This window comes from Lachnoclostridium phytofermentans, from assembly GCF_000733755.1.
In the GTDB taxonomy this organism is placed as follows: Bacteria; Bacillota; Clostridia; order Lachnospirales; family Lachnospiraceae; genus Lachnoclostridium; species Lachnoclostridium phytofermentans_A.
In genome coordinates this window covers 520,346-535,157 of the sequence record NZ_JPOF01000006.1, presented here as the reverse complement: position 1 = coordinate 535,157, position 14,812 = coordinate 520,346, and the positions used below count along the sequence as shown (strand labels likewise).

The following is a 14,812-nucleotide window of genomic DNA, read 5'->3' as shown; positions in this document are numbered from 1 at the left end:
ATGGGAAAAGTTAGAGCGATTTGCATAAGCGAACGTCGTGGTACACAGAAGCATTGTATAGAAAAAGCAGATTTTACAACAGACTGGGGTATTGTTGGTGATGCCCATGGTGGAAAGTGGCATCGTCAAATCAGTTTATTGTCCTTTGATAGAATTGAAGAATTTCGAAAGAAAGGTGCAGAAATAGATTTTGGAGCTTTTGGTGAGAATCTGGTAGTAGAAGGTTTTGATTTTAGGAATCTTCCAGTAGGAACGAGATTTCAGTGTAATGATGTTGTCCTTGAAATGACCCAGATAGGGAAGGAGTGTCATACACATTGTCAGATTTATCATAAAATGGGTGATTGCATTATGCCACGAGAAGGGGTTTTTGCTAAAGTTATAGTAGAAGGAACGATCTGTGCAGGTGACGAAATGATAATGTTAGAGCCAAGAGAAGACAGACCATTTCAAGCGGCTGTAATTACATTGAGTGACAAAGGATTTAAGGGAGAGAGAGAAGATAAAAGTGGACCGCTTCTTGCATCGATATTGGAAGAACAGGGCTTTGAGGTGGTGGAATCCCTTCTTCTTCCGGATGAACAGTCTCGTATCGAGAAGGAATTAATAAGATTATCCGATGGAAGACAAGTTGATCTGATTTTAACCACAGGCGGAACTGGATTATCCATGAGGGATGTTACTCCAGAAGCTACATTAGCAGTTGCCACAAGAAATGTACCAGGGATTTCAGAAGCTATTCGTGCGTATTCTATGGGGATTACCAAGAGAGCAATGTTAAGTCGTGGTGCTTCTGTTCTACGTAATCGTACTTTAATTATCAACCTACCTGGTAGTCCAAAGGCAGTGAAAGAGAGTATGGATGTTATTTCCTCTGAATTAGGTCATGGACTTAAGATACTAAAAGGCTCTGTATCGGAATGTGCTAGATAGTTGGAGTAATCCATTTATATACTAATGTGTAAGAGAAAAGGGAGAGAACAATGAGAAAAAGAATATTAAGCATGCTATTAGTAATTAGTATGATGATTTTAGCTATGGGATGTGCTAAAAAGTCCGATGGCACCCCAGAGGGACAATATGGTAATACAAATAATACCAATCAATCGGATAATCAAGGAGATATAGGTACGATTGAGATAAATCAGGAACCAGTAACAATTTTGGTAGCAGCTGCTGCTAGTATGCAGCCATCCTTAGAGGAATTAAAGTCTTTATTTCAGGACAAGTATCCATGGATTACGGTAGAGGGAACTTATGATAGTTCGGGGAAGCTTCAAACTCAGATTGAAGAAGGATTAGAGGCAGATGTTTTCCTATCCGCGGCTATGAAACAAATGAATGCCTTAAAAGAGAAAAGTATGGTGGATGAAGAGACAATCATACAGCTATTAGAGAATAAAGTTGTACTTATCGTTCCGAAAAACATGGAATCCAAAGTAACAAGTTTTAATGATATTCTAAATGCAGAAAAAATTGCAATCGGTGATCCAGCCAGCGTACCAGCTGGTCAATATGCAAAGGAAATTCTTGATAACTTAGGAATCTTTGATAAGGTAGAAGAAAAAGCTAGTCTTGGTACGAATGTCACAGAAGTATTAAATTGGGTTGCAGAAGGAAGTGCGGATGCTGGTGTTGTATATGCCACGGATGCAGCAACTACAGATAAAGTAGTTGTGGTAGCAAATGCACCAGAGGGAACATTAAAAAATCCGGTTATTTATCCGATTGGTATTGTCAGTGCTTCACAGAAGAAAGAAGCTGCAAAACTTTATGTTGAATTCCTTCAAAGTGAGGATGCAAAAGAGATATTTAAAAAATATGGATTTTTAGCTAGGTAAGGAGATTAATATGGATTTTTCGCCTATTTTGATTTCTCTTAAAACAGCATCTCTTAGTATTGTAATAACTTTTTTTCTTGGACTAGCCGCCGGAAGAATGGTTTATGCTATGAGAAACGAAAGAATAAAGATTATCATGGATGGAATATTTACGCTTCCTATGGTGTTACCTCCTACCGTAGCAGGATTTTTTCTTCTCTATATGTTTGGTGTGAAACGCCCGATTGGTGAATTCTTACTGAACCAATTTGCTCTTAAAATCACTTTCACCTGGTGGGCTACCGTTTTAGCAGCGGTAATCATCTCCTTTCCATTAATGTATCGATCTGCCAGAGGTGCTTTGGAACAAGTTGATATTAACTTGGTTTATGCTGGCAGAACACTTGGAATGTCAGAATGGAAGATATTTCGTAGAATAATATTACCGAATGCTTTACCAGGAATTCTATCCGGTGCTGTCTTATCTTTTGCAAGAGGACTTGGAGAGTTCGGTGCGACTGCTATGATAGCGGGAAATATTGCGGGAAAAACACGAACGCTACCGATGGCAGTATATTCAGCGGTGGCAGCAGGTGACATGAATCTTGCTTTTCGTTATGTCATAATATTAGTGTTAATATCGTTTCTTATTATTGCATTTATGAATTATTTATCGTTAAATAAGAGTAGAAATAGAAAGAATAATTAGAAAGAAAAAATAGATAGAATGATTAGAATGAAATAATAGAAAGTAGAAATAGAAAGTATAATTAGTATTTTATCTTGAAGATATGAATGAGATTAATAGAAACATCAAATTGTAAAAATGTAACGAGTAAGAGAATTCTGGTTGAAAAGATTATCTTTTCAGCCAGTTATTTATACTTTCCTACATTTTTAATATCAAATAAGGTGCAGATATCCAGATTAAAAGCTAAGTTGTTCCAGACTAAAAGTTAAGTTGAAGGAAAGAACTAATTTTATCAACAACATGAGTTATATACGTTTAAGGCAAGCAGATGGGAGTAAAGATGAGTTTAATTGTTCACATAGAGAAAAAATTAAAAAATTTCACTTTAAAGGTTGATTTTGAAACAAGAGAATCTTGTTTGGGAATTCTCGGAGCTTCTGGTTGCGGTAAAAGTATGACGTTAAAATGTATTGCTGGTATCATTACCCCGGAAAAAGGTTTTATTGAGTTAAATGGAAAAGTTCTATTTGATTCCGATAAGAAGATTAATCTAACCCCGCAACAGAGGAAGGTAGGATATTTGTTTCAAAATTATGCACTATTTCCTAATATGACGGTATACGAGAACATTGGAATAGGAATGAAAGTGCCAAATAAGAAAAAGGATGCCATAATTTTAAGACTGATTGAGAATTTCAAACTTAAGGGACTCGAAGATCAATATCCAAGTAAGCTCTCCGGCGGTCAACAACAAAGAGTAGCACTGGCACGAATGCTTGCTTACAAGCCGGATGTATTATTATTTGATGAACCATTTTCAGCGATGGACAGCTATCTTAAGGAAGAACTACAGATTCAAATGCAGGATTTGTTACAGGAGTACCATGGTGATTCTATTATGGTTACGCACAGCCGAGATGAGGTATACCGTTTTTGCAGGGATACCATAGTACTTGACAAGGGGAAGATAATAGAAGTTGGCGAAACGAAAAAAATTTTTGCATCTCCTAAAAAGGTTCAGACCGCAAGGCTTACCGGATGTAAAAATATATCCAGTGCGGTTAGAGTATCCAAAAATCAAGTAAAGGCTACAGATTGGGGATGTATTCTAACTGTTAATACACAAGTTCCGGAAGGGTTAACCCATATTGGAATAAGAGCACATGATTTTAAACCATGTTATGAGCCGAAAGAACAGTTAAATGTGTTACCTTGCCAGATTCACAAAATTGCGGAAGCTCCTTTCGAGTGGAATGTATTGATGCAAATAGAAGACATTAAGAACGACGATAAAAATGACCTAAAAGAGCCTGTCATCTGGTGGAAAATCAGTAAAAGCCAATTAAGTAGTGGCTTTCATGAAAGTACTCCTACTTTTCTGACAGTAGCACCAGAAGATATTCTATTACTAGAATGATTTGTTATCATTCGCGGAACGGAGGAGAAAAAATGTGTAGGAACATTTATACTGAGATTTTAAATAGTATTCAAAACGGAAAGAAAGTCTGCATGGTTTCTAATATCCTTGGAGAAGAAGGGAAGATTGGAACTGATCTAAGAAAACAATTAGTTTTGGATTCGAATTCTGATTTGTTCATACGAGAATCCTTAGAGGAAGGAATTCCACAATTCTTAAAACAAGGAAACGAGCATTTAATCGCAGAGCCATATTATCCTGAGGAACGTCTTATCATTCTTGGGGGAGGACACATAGCTATTCCTCTTGTAGAGTTTGCAGCAAAAACAGGTTTCCAAGTAATTCTTGTAGATGATAGACTTACCTTTGCAAATACTCAAAGGTTTCCATTGGCAAAACAGGTAATTTGTGATAATTTTGAACATGCAATCAAGGAATTAAAGATTAAAAAATCAGATTATGTTGTAATTATCACGAGAGGTCATCGATATGATAGCACTTGTTTAGAATGCATATGTCAGGGAGAAGAACCAGTTTATGTCGGTATGATAGGATCTAGAAGACGAACTGCCATTGTGAAAGAGATGTTAGAGACCAACGGTTGTAATCGTGACCGATTAGATAGAGTTCACACTCCGATTGGCTTACCAATTGGAGCGATAACTCCAGAGGAAATATCGATTTCTATATTAGCAGAGTTAATTTCTCATAAGCGATTAGGCAGTGTGGATAATAAAAAGAGAAATTGTTCTGATATGGATTATGAAGTGTTACAAGTATTAGCAGAGGAAAGTGATGTTCCAAAAGCAATTATTACAGTTGTTCATACGAAAGGCTCCGTACCAAGGGGAGCTGGTGCAAAAATGATTGTTTACAGAGATGGCATGATTCTTGGAAGCATAGGAGGAGGCTGTAGCGAAGCCGCAGTGATTGGACAGGCAAGAGAATTGATTGGTTCTAGTACTTATAAGTTAGTTGATATTGATTTAACCGGTGATGCAGCGGAAGAAGAAGGTATGGTTTGCGGAGGTATTATGACTGTACTAATTGAAGATTATGTCACAAATAACTACCATAAAGATAATTAGGAGCTAAAGAATGGGGAAAGAAATTGTATTTTGTAAAGGCGGTGGTTGTACCGCTAAATTAGGTCCTGAAGTTTTAAAGCATGTACTTGATAAACTACCAAAGGTAAAAGATCCGAATCTGTTGGTCGGGTTTGAAGGATCCGATGATGCAGCTGTATATCGGATTTCAGATGATTTAGCGATTGTTCAGACGTTAGATTTTTTCCCTCCTATGGTAGAAGATCCTTATGTGTTTGGTCAAATCGCAGCAGCAAATGCGTTAAGTGATATCTATGCCATGGGTGGAGAGGTAAAAACAGCTTTAAATATTGTATGCTTTCCTGAAAAGATGGATTTGAATATTTTAGGTAAGATTTTAACTGGTGGCAATGAAAAAGTAATGGAGGCAGGTGGAATCCTTGCAGGAGGTCATTCGATAGCGGATGCAGATGTTAAATATGGGCTGTCGGTTACTGGCACCATAAATCCTGCTAAAATATTTAAAAATTCAGGCGTGAAACCGAAGGACAAACTTATACTTACAAAGCCACTTGGAGTTGGGATTATAGCGACTGCTAATAGAGTAGGAGAAGCATCTAATGAGGCAATGGAAAAAGCAATAAAATCGATGACCACCTTAAATAAATACGCCTCTGAAATTATTAGAAAATACGAGATTCATGCCTGCACCGATGTAACAGGATTCGGTCTCTTAGGGCATCTACATGAAATGCTTCAAAATGAGTATACTGCTGTTCTCCAAAGTAAATCAGTTCCATATATCAAAGAAGCATATGACTATGCCAATGAATTTCTACTAACAGCAGCTGGTCAAAGAAACCGTAATTTTGTTGAAAACTATATTGATTTTGAAACGGATGATTTTGCTATTCAAGAGATTTTGTTTGATCCTCAGACCTCAGGTGGGCTTCTATTTAGCATTAATCCAGAGGATGCAAGTAAGATACTAAAAGAGCTTGAAAGTTTAGAGATGCCTTGCGCAATCATTGGAGAGATTACGAAATTACAAGAAAAAGAAATTATCATAAAGTAAACATTATTTCAGATATCATTTGACGATATCTGAAGTTTTTAATATAGTGAAAGATAGGAAAAACACTTACAGAAAGGGTGAACATCATGAAAAAAACGATTGATGCCAGAGGAATGCAATGTCCTCTTCCGGTGATAGAAACGAAAAAAGTACTAAAAGACCTTACGGATGGTATGGTTGAAGTATTTGTTGACAATGAGATTGCTGTTCAAAACCTTACAAAAATGGCAAAACAAATGAAGCTTAAGTATCTTTCAGAAAAAATTACACAGGATCACTATATTGTAAGAATAGAATTAGCGCCTAAAGCCCTTGAAGATGTTGATAAAGAAAGTAACGCAAATCAAGAGGCTAAGTTAGCATCTGAAACAGATCAATGTTGCCCGGATATCAGAGAGGAGTCTACGGTTGTTGTATTGCCTTCGGATCATATGGGAGAAGGAAATGAGCAACTTGGCAAAGCCTTAATGAAAGGATTTATCTATGCGCTTACAGAATTAGAAAAGCTTCCAAAGACGATTCTTTTATATAATGGCGGAGCAAAATTATCAGTGGAAGGTTCAGACTCTTTGGAAGATTTAAAACTTCTTGAATCTCAAGGAGTTGAGATATTAACCTGTGGAACCTGTCTAAACTTCTATGAAATATCGGATAAATTATCTGTTGGTTCCGTTACCAATATGTATGCGATTGCGGAAATAATGAGGAAGGCGTCAAAGATAATAAAGCCTTAGTTTAGGTGAGGATGCACCAGAAGGAAGTAAGAGAATGAAAAATATAATTATTGTCCGAGGGGGCGGTGATATTGCAACAGGAACCATTCATAAATTATATCGAAGTGGATTTCCTGTTGTGGTATTAGAGACCCAAAATCCTTCTACGATTCGTAGGAAAGTTGCATTTTCAGAAGCGATGTATGAGAAAGAAACAATCGTTGAGGGAGTAATCTGTAAAAGAGCAGAACATTTTAATCAAATTAATGAAATTTTATCAGAAGGTAAGATTCCAATCATCCAAGATGAGAATTGCGATATTTTACAATATATAAAACCAATGGCGTTGGTGGATGGAATCTTGGCTAAGAAAAATTTAGGTACTAAGAAAGAGATGGCACCAATAACAGTTGCTTTAGGACCGGGATTTAAAGCAGGTGTTGACGTGGATGCCGTAATAGAAACCCAAAGGGGACATGATTTAGGTAGAATTCTTTGGGAAGGGGATGCAGCAAAGAATACGGGAATTCCGGGTATCATAGGTGGATATGGAAAAGAAAGAGTGATTCATAGTCCTGCAACTGGGATGATTAATGCGATAAGTCATATCAGTGATACTGTAACAAAGGGACAAGCGATTGCTTTCATTGGAGAAACTAAGGTAGAAGCTAGTATTGATGGTATCTTAAGGGGTATGATAAAAGATGGATATCCAGTAGTTAAGGGACTAAAAATAGCTGATATTGACCCTAGAATCGAAGAGAAGAAAAATTGTTTCACCATTTCAGACAAAGCCCGTTGCATTGCTGGAAGTGTTTTAGAATCCATCCTGTATTTACGTAGGGTTAAGAACCTTTCATAAGAACGCTGCAAAACTTATTATATGAGGAGAAATGCAATGATATATTTTGATAACGCTGCAACCAGCTTACAAAAACCAGATTCAGTAGCAGATGCGGTTTATGCTGCTATCAAAAGTATGGGGAATTGCGGAAGAGGCTCTCACTCAGCTTCCTTAGAGGCTTCGAGGATTATTTATGCTACCAGAGAGATACTTGCAAAATTATTTCATATAAAGGATGCAAGCCGAATAGCTTTTACTCTAAATGCAACAGAAAGTCTTAATATTGCGATCAAAGGATTATTGCATAAAGGTGATCATGTGATTACAACAGAGTTAGAGCATAATAGTGTTTTGCGGCCTTTATATGAATTAGTATTAGAAGGGGTAGAGTTATCTATTATAAAAAGCGACTTCTCTGGTAATATCAAAATCGAAGATATTAAACAGAGTATAAAGCAGAATACTAAGATGGTGATTTGTGGTCATAGTTCTAATTTGACCGGTAACCTGCTTGACATTCAAAGAATAGGAGAGCTTTGCAAGGAAGCTAATGTATTATTTGTCGTTGATGCTGCACAAACTGCAGGAGTATTCTCAATCGATGTTAAGGAGCAAAAGATCGATGTTCTTTGCTTTACAGGACATAAAGGACTTCTTGGACCACAGGGTACAGGAGGTATTTATGTGCGAGAAGGGCTTGTCATATCTCCGTTAAAAACTGGTGGCAGTGGTTTCTTATCCTATTCAAAAACTCATCCTGACAAAATGCCAGAAAGTTTAGAGGCTGGTACTTTAAATGGACATGGTATTGCTGGGCTATATGCTGGAGTTTCCTATATTCTGGAGAAAGGGATGGAAGAGATAAGAAAGAAAGAGCAGAATTTAATGTGGCAGTTTTATGAAGGAATAAAAGAGATTCCTAATATTAAAGTTTATGGTGACTTTTCTACAAATGAGCGGGCTCCAATTGTCACGTTTAATATTGCAGACTATGATTCAGGAGATGTGAGTGATCAGTTAGCAGAAGAATATGGTATCTATACAAGATCAGGAGGACATTGTGCTCCCTTACTTCATGAGGCACTTGGAACGAAAGAACAAGGGGCGGTTCGTTTTAGTTTTTCTCATTTTAATACCGAAGAAGAAGTTGATGTTGCAGTGAATGCAGTGAAAAAGCTTGCAATGGAGTCATAGGAGGCTAAGGATGAGAAAAAAAGAACTAAGAGCAGTTATTACCTTTCAGAATACTACAAGTGCTATGGCAATGGAGAAAATTTGTAAGGAAAATGGACGAAGAGGCAGATTAATACCAGTTCCCAGGTGTATTACAGCAGGCTGTGGATTAGCCTGGAGCGCGAATCCACAAGCGAGGCTAGAATTGGAACAATTTATGAAAGAAAATGCGATCTGTTATGATCAGATATATGAGATTGAAATCTAATGGCTGGTAGTTTTAATCTTCAAGATTTTCTCATAAGTGAATTAACAAGCACTTCACTATGCCAATAGGATGCCGAGTCAAGATTTGCGGATGATTGTAGAAGGGAGGAATTTTGTGGAATTTTATATGTCAAATGGTTCCGAAGAGCTTATCAATAAAGATAGCATATATAACGCTATTGGTTTAAATCAATCTCAGGGAAAGGTTATTTCTTTTGTGGGAGCAGGCGGTAAAACAACCTCAATTCATCATCTAGCAAACGAATTGGTTTCACTTGGAAAACGAGTAATAATTACTACTACAACTCATATGTTTTTGCCTACTGAGTATGGCGTACTCAAAGAAGACAAAGAGATGCTGTTCGCTATGCGTAACGAAAAAAGTATCGCAGTAGTTGGAAATCCATGTGGGGATGGAAAGATGACAAAAGTATCAGATTCATTTTATGAATGGATGAAGACAGTAACGGATTATATGCTGGTTGAAGCAGATGGGTCTAAGCGCCTTCCGATAAAGGTACCTGACAAGCATGAACCGGTATTACCAAGTGATACAGATCTTGTAATAATTTTAGCAGGATTAACCTGTTTATCTCAGCCAATAATGGAATGCTGCCACCGATGGAAGCTTGCAATGGAGATTTTAAGTTGTAGGCCAACACATAAAGTTAAGCCTTTAGATGTAGCGAAGTTAATTACAGTAGGGTATTGTAATCAGCTCAATATTCCTTTTAAGATACTCTTAAACCAGTGTGATAGTGTGGAAACAAAGAAAGCTGCATTAGAAACCATAAACATATTAAAGGAGTTTAATATAGACGCGAAAGATGTAGTAGCGCTAAATTTTATTAGGTCTCATGCAATGGGTATGGACTAAAACGAAGCGCGACATATTGCTTTTTTGAGTAGCATTTTATATAATAATTAGTGAAATTTTTCATATAGATTGGAGATTACTCAGTAGAATTTGTGCTCAGCAATCACTAACGTAGAATATGTATGAGACAGAGCAGAAATGGGGGAGCTATGCAAAGTGGAAAAATTAAATTAACTGCCACAGACCGAATTATATTAAATTCTTATCGAAGCTTTTTAGATGGGATGGCAGATTATTTAGGTACAGGGTTTGAGTTTGTATTACATAGTCTGGAAGATTACGAAAACTCTGTCATCAAAATTATTAATGGACACCATACAGGGAGAAAGTTAGGGGCACCTATTACAGACTTAGCACTTAATATGCTAAATAAAATTCAAGATGAAAATCTGGATGGTTATATTTCGTACGAATCTAAAAATAAAAAAGGGAATCTTCTATATTCCACTACAATTAGTGTATATGGTGAACATCATCGTATTATCGGATTAATCTGTATTAATTATCATGTAGATACTCCTTTTTCTGAAACATTTCCAGTGTTTAAAATGCTTGATAAGTCTACCAGTGCTATGATAAATGAAAACTTTGCAGTGGATGTAGATGCACTGATCGAGCAAGCTTATACCGAAGTATCTCAACAGGTAATGTCTGATGATAGCATATCGGCTAATTGTAAGAATAAAGAAATCGTTAACCTCTTATATAACCAAGGCATATTCAGAATGAAGGATGCAGTAGTTAAAGTTGCAAAAGTTATGGGTGTTAGTAAGAATACGGTTTATATGCATTTAAGAGGAATGAAGGAACATATGAAATAGATAGTAACTAAGAGATAAATTAAGATGATCTCGTCTATTTACAAAGAAATGGATCTAAGTGATTCATTTCTTTTTTTGCGTTTTCGATGCTTTTATTAAATTAATGTAACGTAATAGAGTGAAATAAAATAATAAAAAAATACGATTGACTGAAATAAATTTTAGTGCTATAATTTTCTTGTAGATAAAATGACGAAAAAAGACTTAGAAAAGAGGATGTAATTATGCAAAAAATCAATACAACAAAAGCTCCAGCTGCAATCGGCCCTTATAGCCAAGCCTTAATAGTGAACGGCGTGCTTTATTCTTCAGGCCAAATACCACTAGACCCAGCGACTGGTACTGTAGTAGAGGGTGGTATTAAAGAACAGACTCTTCAAGTTATGAAAAACTTAAAGGCTGTTTTAGAAGCAGCAAATACAACATTTGAAAATGTTTTTAAAACAACTTGCTTTTTAGCTGACATGGGAGATTTTGCAGCATTTAATGAAGTTTATGGTGAATATTTTACTGGTAAGCCAGCGCGTTCTTGTGTAGCTGTTAAGGAACTTCCAAAGGGTGTTTTAGTAGAAGTAGAAGTTATTGCAGTAACAAAGTAATATAATTCGTTTCCTACTTACTAAGAATATGATAGGAATATCGTTAGTAAGTAGGAGGCTACCTAATAGAGGGTAGCGGTTAAATCGTGAAACATAATGGAAGCTGCTATATTTTACATAAGAAAAGAAAATAGGTTCTATGAGCGTAGCAATTCTTATAATGAAGGAAAACAATTCACCTAGCAATTTGTGTCGGAGCACAAAGATACCATCTGAATTATTAGGGCAAAAACGCCAGAATTGAGGTTATGATGTATTTAATAGGAAATGGTAAATTATTTACCAGAGATGCCAAGAATCCATATATAGAACTTGGCGGAATTATAGTTGAAGACAACTTAATCAAAGAAGTAGGTAATTTTACAGACTTAAAAAGCAAATATCCGAATGCAGAAATTATTGATGCAAACAATCAGGTTATTATGCCTGCATTCATTAATGTTCATAATCATATATATTCCTCTTTGGCAAGAGGATTAAGTATAAAAAATCATAATCCTAAGAATTTTTTAGATATATTAGAAGGATTATGGTGGAATTTAGATAATCACTTGACCTTGGAAAATGATAAAGTTAGTGCAAAAGTAACTTATTTAAACTGTATAGAAAACGGCGTAACTACCGTATTTGACCATCATGCAAGTTATAAGAATACGGAAAAGAGTTTAATAGAACTGGCAAAAGTGGCAAAAGAATATAAGCTTCGTACCTGCTTATGTTATGAAGTAAGTGATCGTAACGGGGAAGTAGAGATGAAGAAAGCGGTCAAAGAAAATGTAGACTTCATTCACTATGCAAATAACGACACGACTGACATGATAAAAGGGACGATGGGACTTCATGCAAGTTTTACCCTCAGTGATGATACTCTTCGATATGTGGTGGAGCAAAATCCAGAAGGTGCAGGATATCATGTCCATATCGCAGAAGGTATGGCTGATTTAGAGGACAGTCTATCAAAATATGGTGTTCGTACTGTGGAACGTCTACATGGAATGGGAATTCTTGGTCCTAAGACTGTAGCAGGACATTGTATTTATATTGATGATAAAGAAATGGATTTATTAAAAGCCACGGATACCATGGTCGTTCATAATCCAGAAAGTAATATGGGAAATGCAGTTGGTGCCCCCGATGTCTTAAAGATATTTCATAAAGGTATTCTAATTGGTTTGGGTACGGATGGATACACCAATGACATGCTAGAAAGTTATAAAGTAGCAAATATTTTACAAAAGCATATGCATAAAGATCCAAGTTGCGCTTGGGGGGAAATTCCAACAATGTTATTTGAGCACAATGCCCAGATTGCAAATCGTTTCTTCCAGGTGCCATTAGGAAAAATAAAAGTTGGATATGCGGCAGACATTATATTTGTTGACTATGATCCACTTACACCAATGGATGAAAATAATGTAAACTCTCATATTTTATTTGGCATGAATGGTTCTAACGTAACAACTACCATCTGTAATGGAGAGGTTCTAATGAGAGACCGTAAATTACTTCACATAAACAAAGAAGAAGTAATGGAAGAAAGCAGAAGGCAAGCAGCTGATTTATGGCAAAGGATTAATGCAAACCGTTAAGGAGTTAGAAGGATTGTACCATATCTTCAAACAGATTTGGTATAACAATGAATTAGGCAAGGTCTTATACGTGCTAATTTATAGGTTTGTAGCAGAATGGAGGATTAATATGAGTGATATTATGGTGCAAATACCTTTTCACAAAATAATGGAAAGGGTGATGTTTGAGAAAGAAAACTATAATACGGTATATGGAGTAAGCAATCTATACACACATGATGGGAAGAAAGATCTAAGCTTATTTGAACATAGTTTAGAAAATCCATTTGGACCAGCAGCAGGTCCTCATACACAACTTGCACAAAACTTAATTGCAGCTTATGTAGGAGGAAGCCGTTTCTTTGAATTGAAAACCGTTCAAATCGTAGACGGACATGACCTTCACGTAGAGAAACCTTGTATTCGAGCAGATGATGAATGTTACAATGTGGAATGGTCTACAGAACTTTATGTACCACAGGCATTAGAAGAGTATATCAAAGGCTGGTATGCAATTAAATTAATTGCGAAAGAGTATGGCTTTGGTGACCCTGATAAATTTATCTTTAATATGTCGGTAGGATATAACTTAGAGGGTATTCAATCTAAAAAAATTGATGATTTTATCGAGGGGTTAAAGGATGCTTCTAACACAGAAACTTGGAAGGAATGCGAAAACTGGGCACTAGAGCATGTAGAAGAATTTAAAAACGTTGATGAAGCTTATATTAAATCCATTTCACCACAGATTTGTAATTCCATTACATTATCTACTATGCATGGATGTCCAAGCGATGAAATTGAAGGTATTATTACACATCTATTGACCAACAAAAAAATCAATACTTATTTAAAGTGTAATCCAACTCTTTTGGGTTATGAGTTTGTCAGAAAGACCATGGATGATATGGGATATGATTATATGTCCTTTGATACACATGGATTCGATAGTGATTTACAATTTGAAGATGCTGTAATCTTAATAAGAAAGATGCAGGAGTTAGCGAAAGAAAATGATTTGGTTTTTGGTGTTAAATTATCAAATACCTTCCATGTAAAAATTAATAACAGTGAATTACCTGGTCAAGATATGTACATGTCAGGAAAAGCATTATATCCTCTTACGATCAATGTAGCTGCAAAGCTAGCAAAAGAGTTTGATGGCAAATTACCGATGTCCTTCTCTGGCGGAGCAGATGCGAATAACATAAAAGATATTTTTAGCACTGGTATCTGGCCAATCACAGTCGCAACAATTTTATTAAAGCCAACCGGATATCAGGTCATTAAAAAGCTTGCAACCCTTTTGGATGAATGTGAATTCCCAGCAGATCAGACAGTGAATGTTTCTCTTTTAGAAGAATTAGCTAAAAATTCGATTGAAGATAAAAACTATAGAAAATCGGAAGTAGCACGTAAAAAACCACTTCTTACTTTTGGTGAGAATGTTAATGTCAGAGTGGAGTGTAAGGTTACTTGTGGAAGTTGTGTTAATGTCTGCCCAAATCGTGCCAATACAACGCTAATGGTTGATGGTGTGAAACGTATGCTTCATGTTGATGACTATTGCAATGAATGCGGTAACTGTTATATTTTCTGTCCAGACAAATGTACACCGTATAAGGATAGACTTACCTTATTCGCTGGTAGAAAAGAATTAGAAAATAGTACAAACCAAGGATTTGCTGTAGTAGGAGATAGCTTGGTATATCGAATGGATGGAGAGATAAAAGAATCAGCTTTTAGAGATACTCCGGAGACGATACAAAGTTTTGTAGAAGCACTAAGAGAACAACAGCCGTATTTACTGTAGTTTATGAAAAGTCATAATTGGCAGACTGAGAGAAAAAGAGTGAAAGAAATTTAGTCTTTCATTCACCAAGTTTGTACCATTACAAACT

The 14,812-nt window shown here is 36.2% G+C and carries 15 protein-coding genes; all 15 read left to right on the top strand.

The genetic code is table 11. The features are described from left to right. Positions 1 to 933, top strand: a complete 933-nt coding sequence (locus tag CC92_RS0115735; protein WP_029505292.1) for an MOSC domain-containing protein — start codon at positions 1 to 3, stop codon at positions 931 to 933. A gap of 50 nt (positions 934 to 983) precedes the next feature. Continuing rightward, a complete protein-coding gene (gene modA, locus CC92_RS0115730; RefSeq protein WP_029505293.1) occupies positions 984 to 1,841 on the top strand; it encodes a molybdate ABC transporter substrate-binding protein in 858 nt (285 codons plus the stop codon). A 10-nt stretch (positions 1,842 to 1,851) separates the two neighbouring features. Further along, positions 1,852 to 2,529, top strand: a complete 678-nt coding sequence (gene modB, locus CC92_RS0115725) for a molybdate ABC transporter permease subunit (protein ID WP_029505294.1) — start codon at positions 1,852 to 1,854, stop codon at positions 2,527 to 2,529. A gap of 322 nt (positions 2,530 to 2,851) precedes the next feature. Then, positions 2,852 to 3,928 (top strand): sulfate/molybdate ABC transporter ATP-binding protein, encoded by a 1,077-nt coding sequence (locus CC92_RS0115720; protein ID WP_029505295.1) that lies wholly within the window; start codon positions 2,852 to 2,854, stop codon positions 3,926 to 3,928. A gap of 32 nt (positions 3,929 to 3,960) precedes the next feature. After that, entirely contained in the window at positions 3,961 to 5,016 is a 1,056-nt protein-coding gene (locus tag CC92_RS0115715; RefSeq protein ID WP_029505296.1) for an XdhC family protein, read from the top strand. Positions 5,017 to 5,026: 10 nt separating this feature from the next. Then, positions 5,027 to 6,049, top strand: coding sequence for a selenide, water dikinase SelD (selD, locus tag CC92_RS0115710; RefSeq protein WP_029505297.1), 1,023 nt, complete (start codon positions 5,027 to 5,029; stop codon positions 6,047 to 6,049). 86 nt (positions 6,050 to 6,135) lie between these two features. Further along, positions 6,136 to 6,783 (top strand): sulfurtransferase-like selenium metabolism protein YedF, encoded by a 648-nt coding sequence (yedF, locus tag CC92_RS0115705; RefSeq protein WP_029505298.1) that lies wholly within the window; start codon positions 6,136 to 6,138, stop codon positions 6,781 to 6,783. 34 nt (positions 6,784 to 6,817) lie between these two features. Then, positions 6,818 to 7,624, top strand: a complete 807-nt coding sequence (yqeB, locus tag CC92_RS23085; RefSeq protein ID WP_029505299.1) for a selenium-dependent molybdenum cofactor biosynthesis protein YqeB — start codon at positions 6,818 to 6,820, stop codon at positions 7,622 to 7,624. Between the two features lie 36 nt (positions 7,625 to 7,660). Beyond that, positions 7,661 to 8,800 carry an aminotransferase class V-fold PLP-dependent enzyme gene (locus tag CC92_RS23080; RefSeq protein ID WP_029505300.1) on the top strand — a complete coding sequence of 380 codons (1,140 nt, stop codon included), beginning with the start codon at positions 7,661 to 7,663 and terminating at the stop codon, positions 8,798 to 8,800. Between the two features lie 10 nt (positions 8,801 to 8,810). Further along, on the top strand, positions 8,811 to 9,047 hold the full coding sequence (locus CC92_RS0115690) for a DUF3343 domain-containing protein (protein WP_029505301.1): 237 nt from the start codon (positions 8,811 to 8,813) through the stop codon (positions 9,045 to 9,047). A gap of 114 nt (positions 9,048 to 9,161) precedes the next feature. Beyond that, entirely contained in the window at positions 9,162 to 9,923 is a 762-nt protein-coding gene (yqeC, locus tag CC92_RS21825; RefSeq protein ID WP_051650997.1) for a selenium cofactor biosynthesis protein YqeC, read from the top strand. 149 nt (positions 9,924 to 10,072) lie between these two features. After that, positions 10,073 to 10,744, top strand: coding sequence for a helix-turn-helix transcriptional regulator (locus tag CC92_RS0115680; RefSeq protein ID WP_029505303.1), 672 nt, complete (start codon positions 10,073 to 10,075; stop codon positions 10,742 to 10,744). Positions 10,745 to 10,968: 224 nt separating this feature from the next. Then, the gene (locus CC92_RS0115675) at positions 10,969 to 11,343 is read left to right on the top strand and encodes a RidA family protein (RefSeq protein WP_029505304.1); all 375 of its coding nucleotides are present in this window, start codon (positions 10,969 to 10,971) and stop codon (positions 11,341 to 11,343) included. A 251-nt stretch (positions 11,344 to 11,594) separates the two neighbouring features. After that, on the top strand, positions 11,595 to 12,932 hold the full coding sequence (gene ssnA, locus CC92_RS0115670) for a putative aminohydrolase SsnA (protein ID WP_029505305.1): 1,338 nt from the start codon (positions 11,595 to 11,597) through the stop codon (positions 12,930 to 12,932). Positions 12,933 to 13,041: 109 nt separating this feature from the next. Beyond that, entirely contained in the window at positions 13,042 to 14,724 is a 1,683-nt protein-coding gene (locus CC92_RS0115665) for a selenate reductase (protein ID WP_029505306.1), read from the top strand. The last annotated feature ends 88 nt before the right edge of the window (positions 14,725 to 14,812 follow it).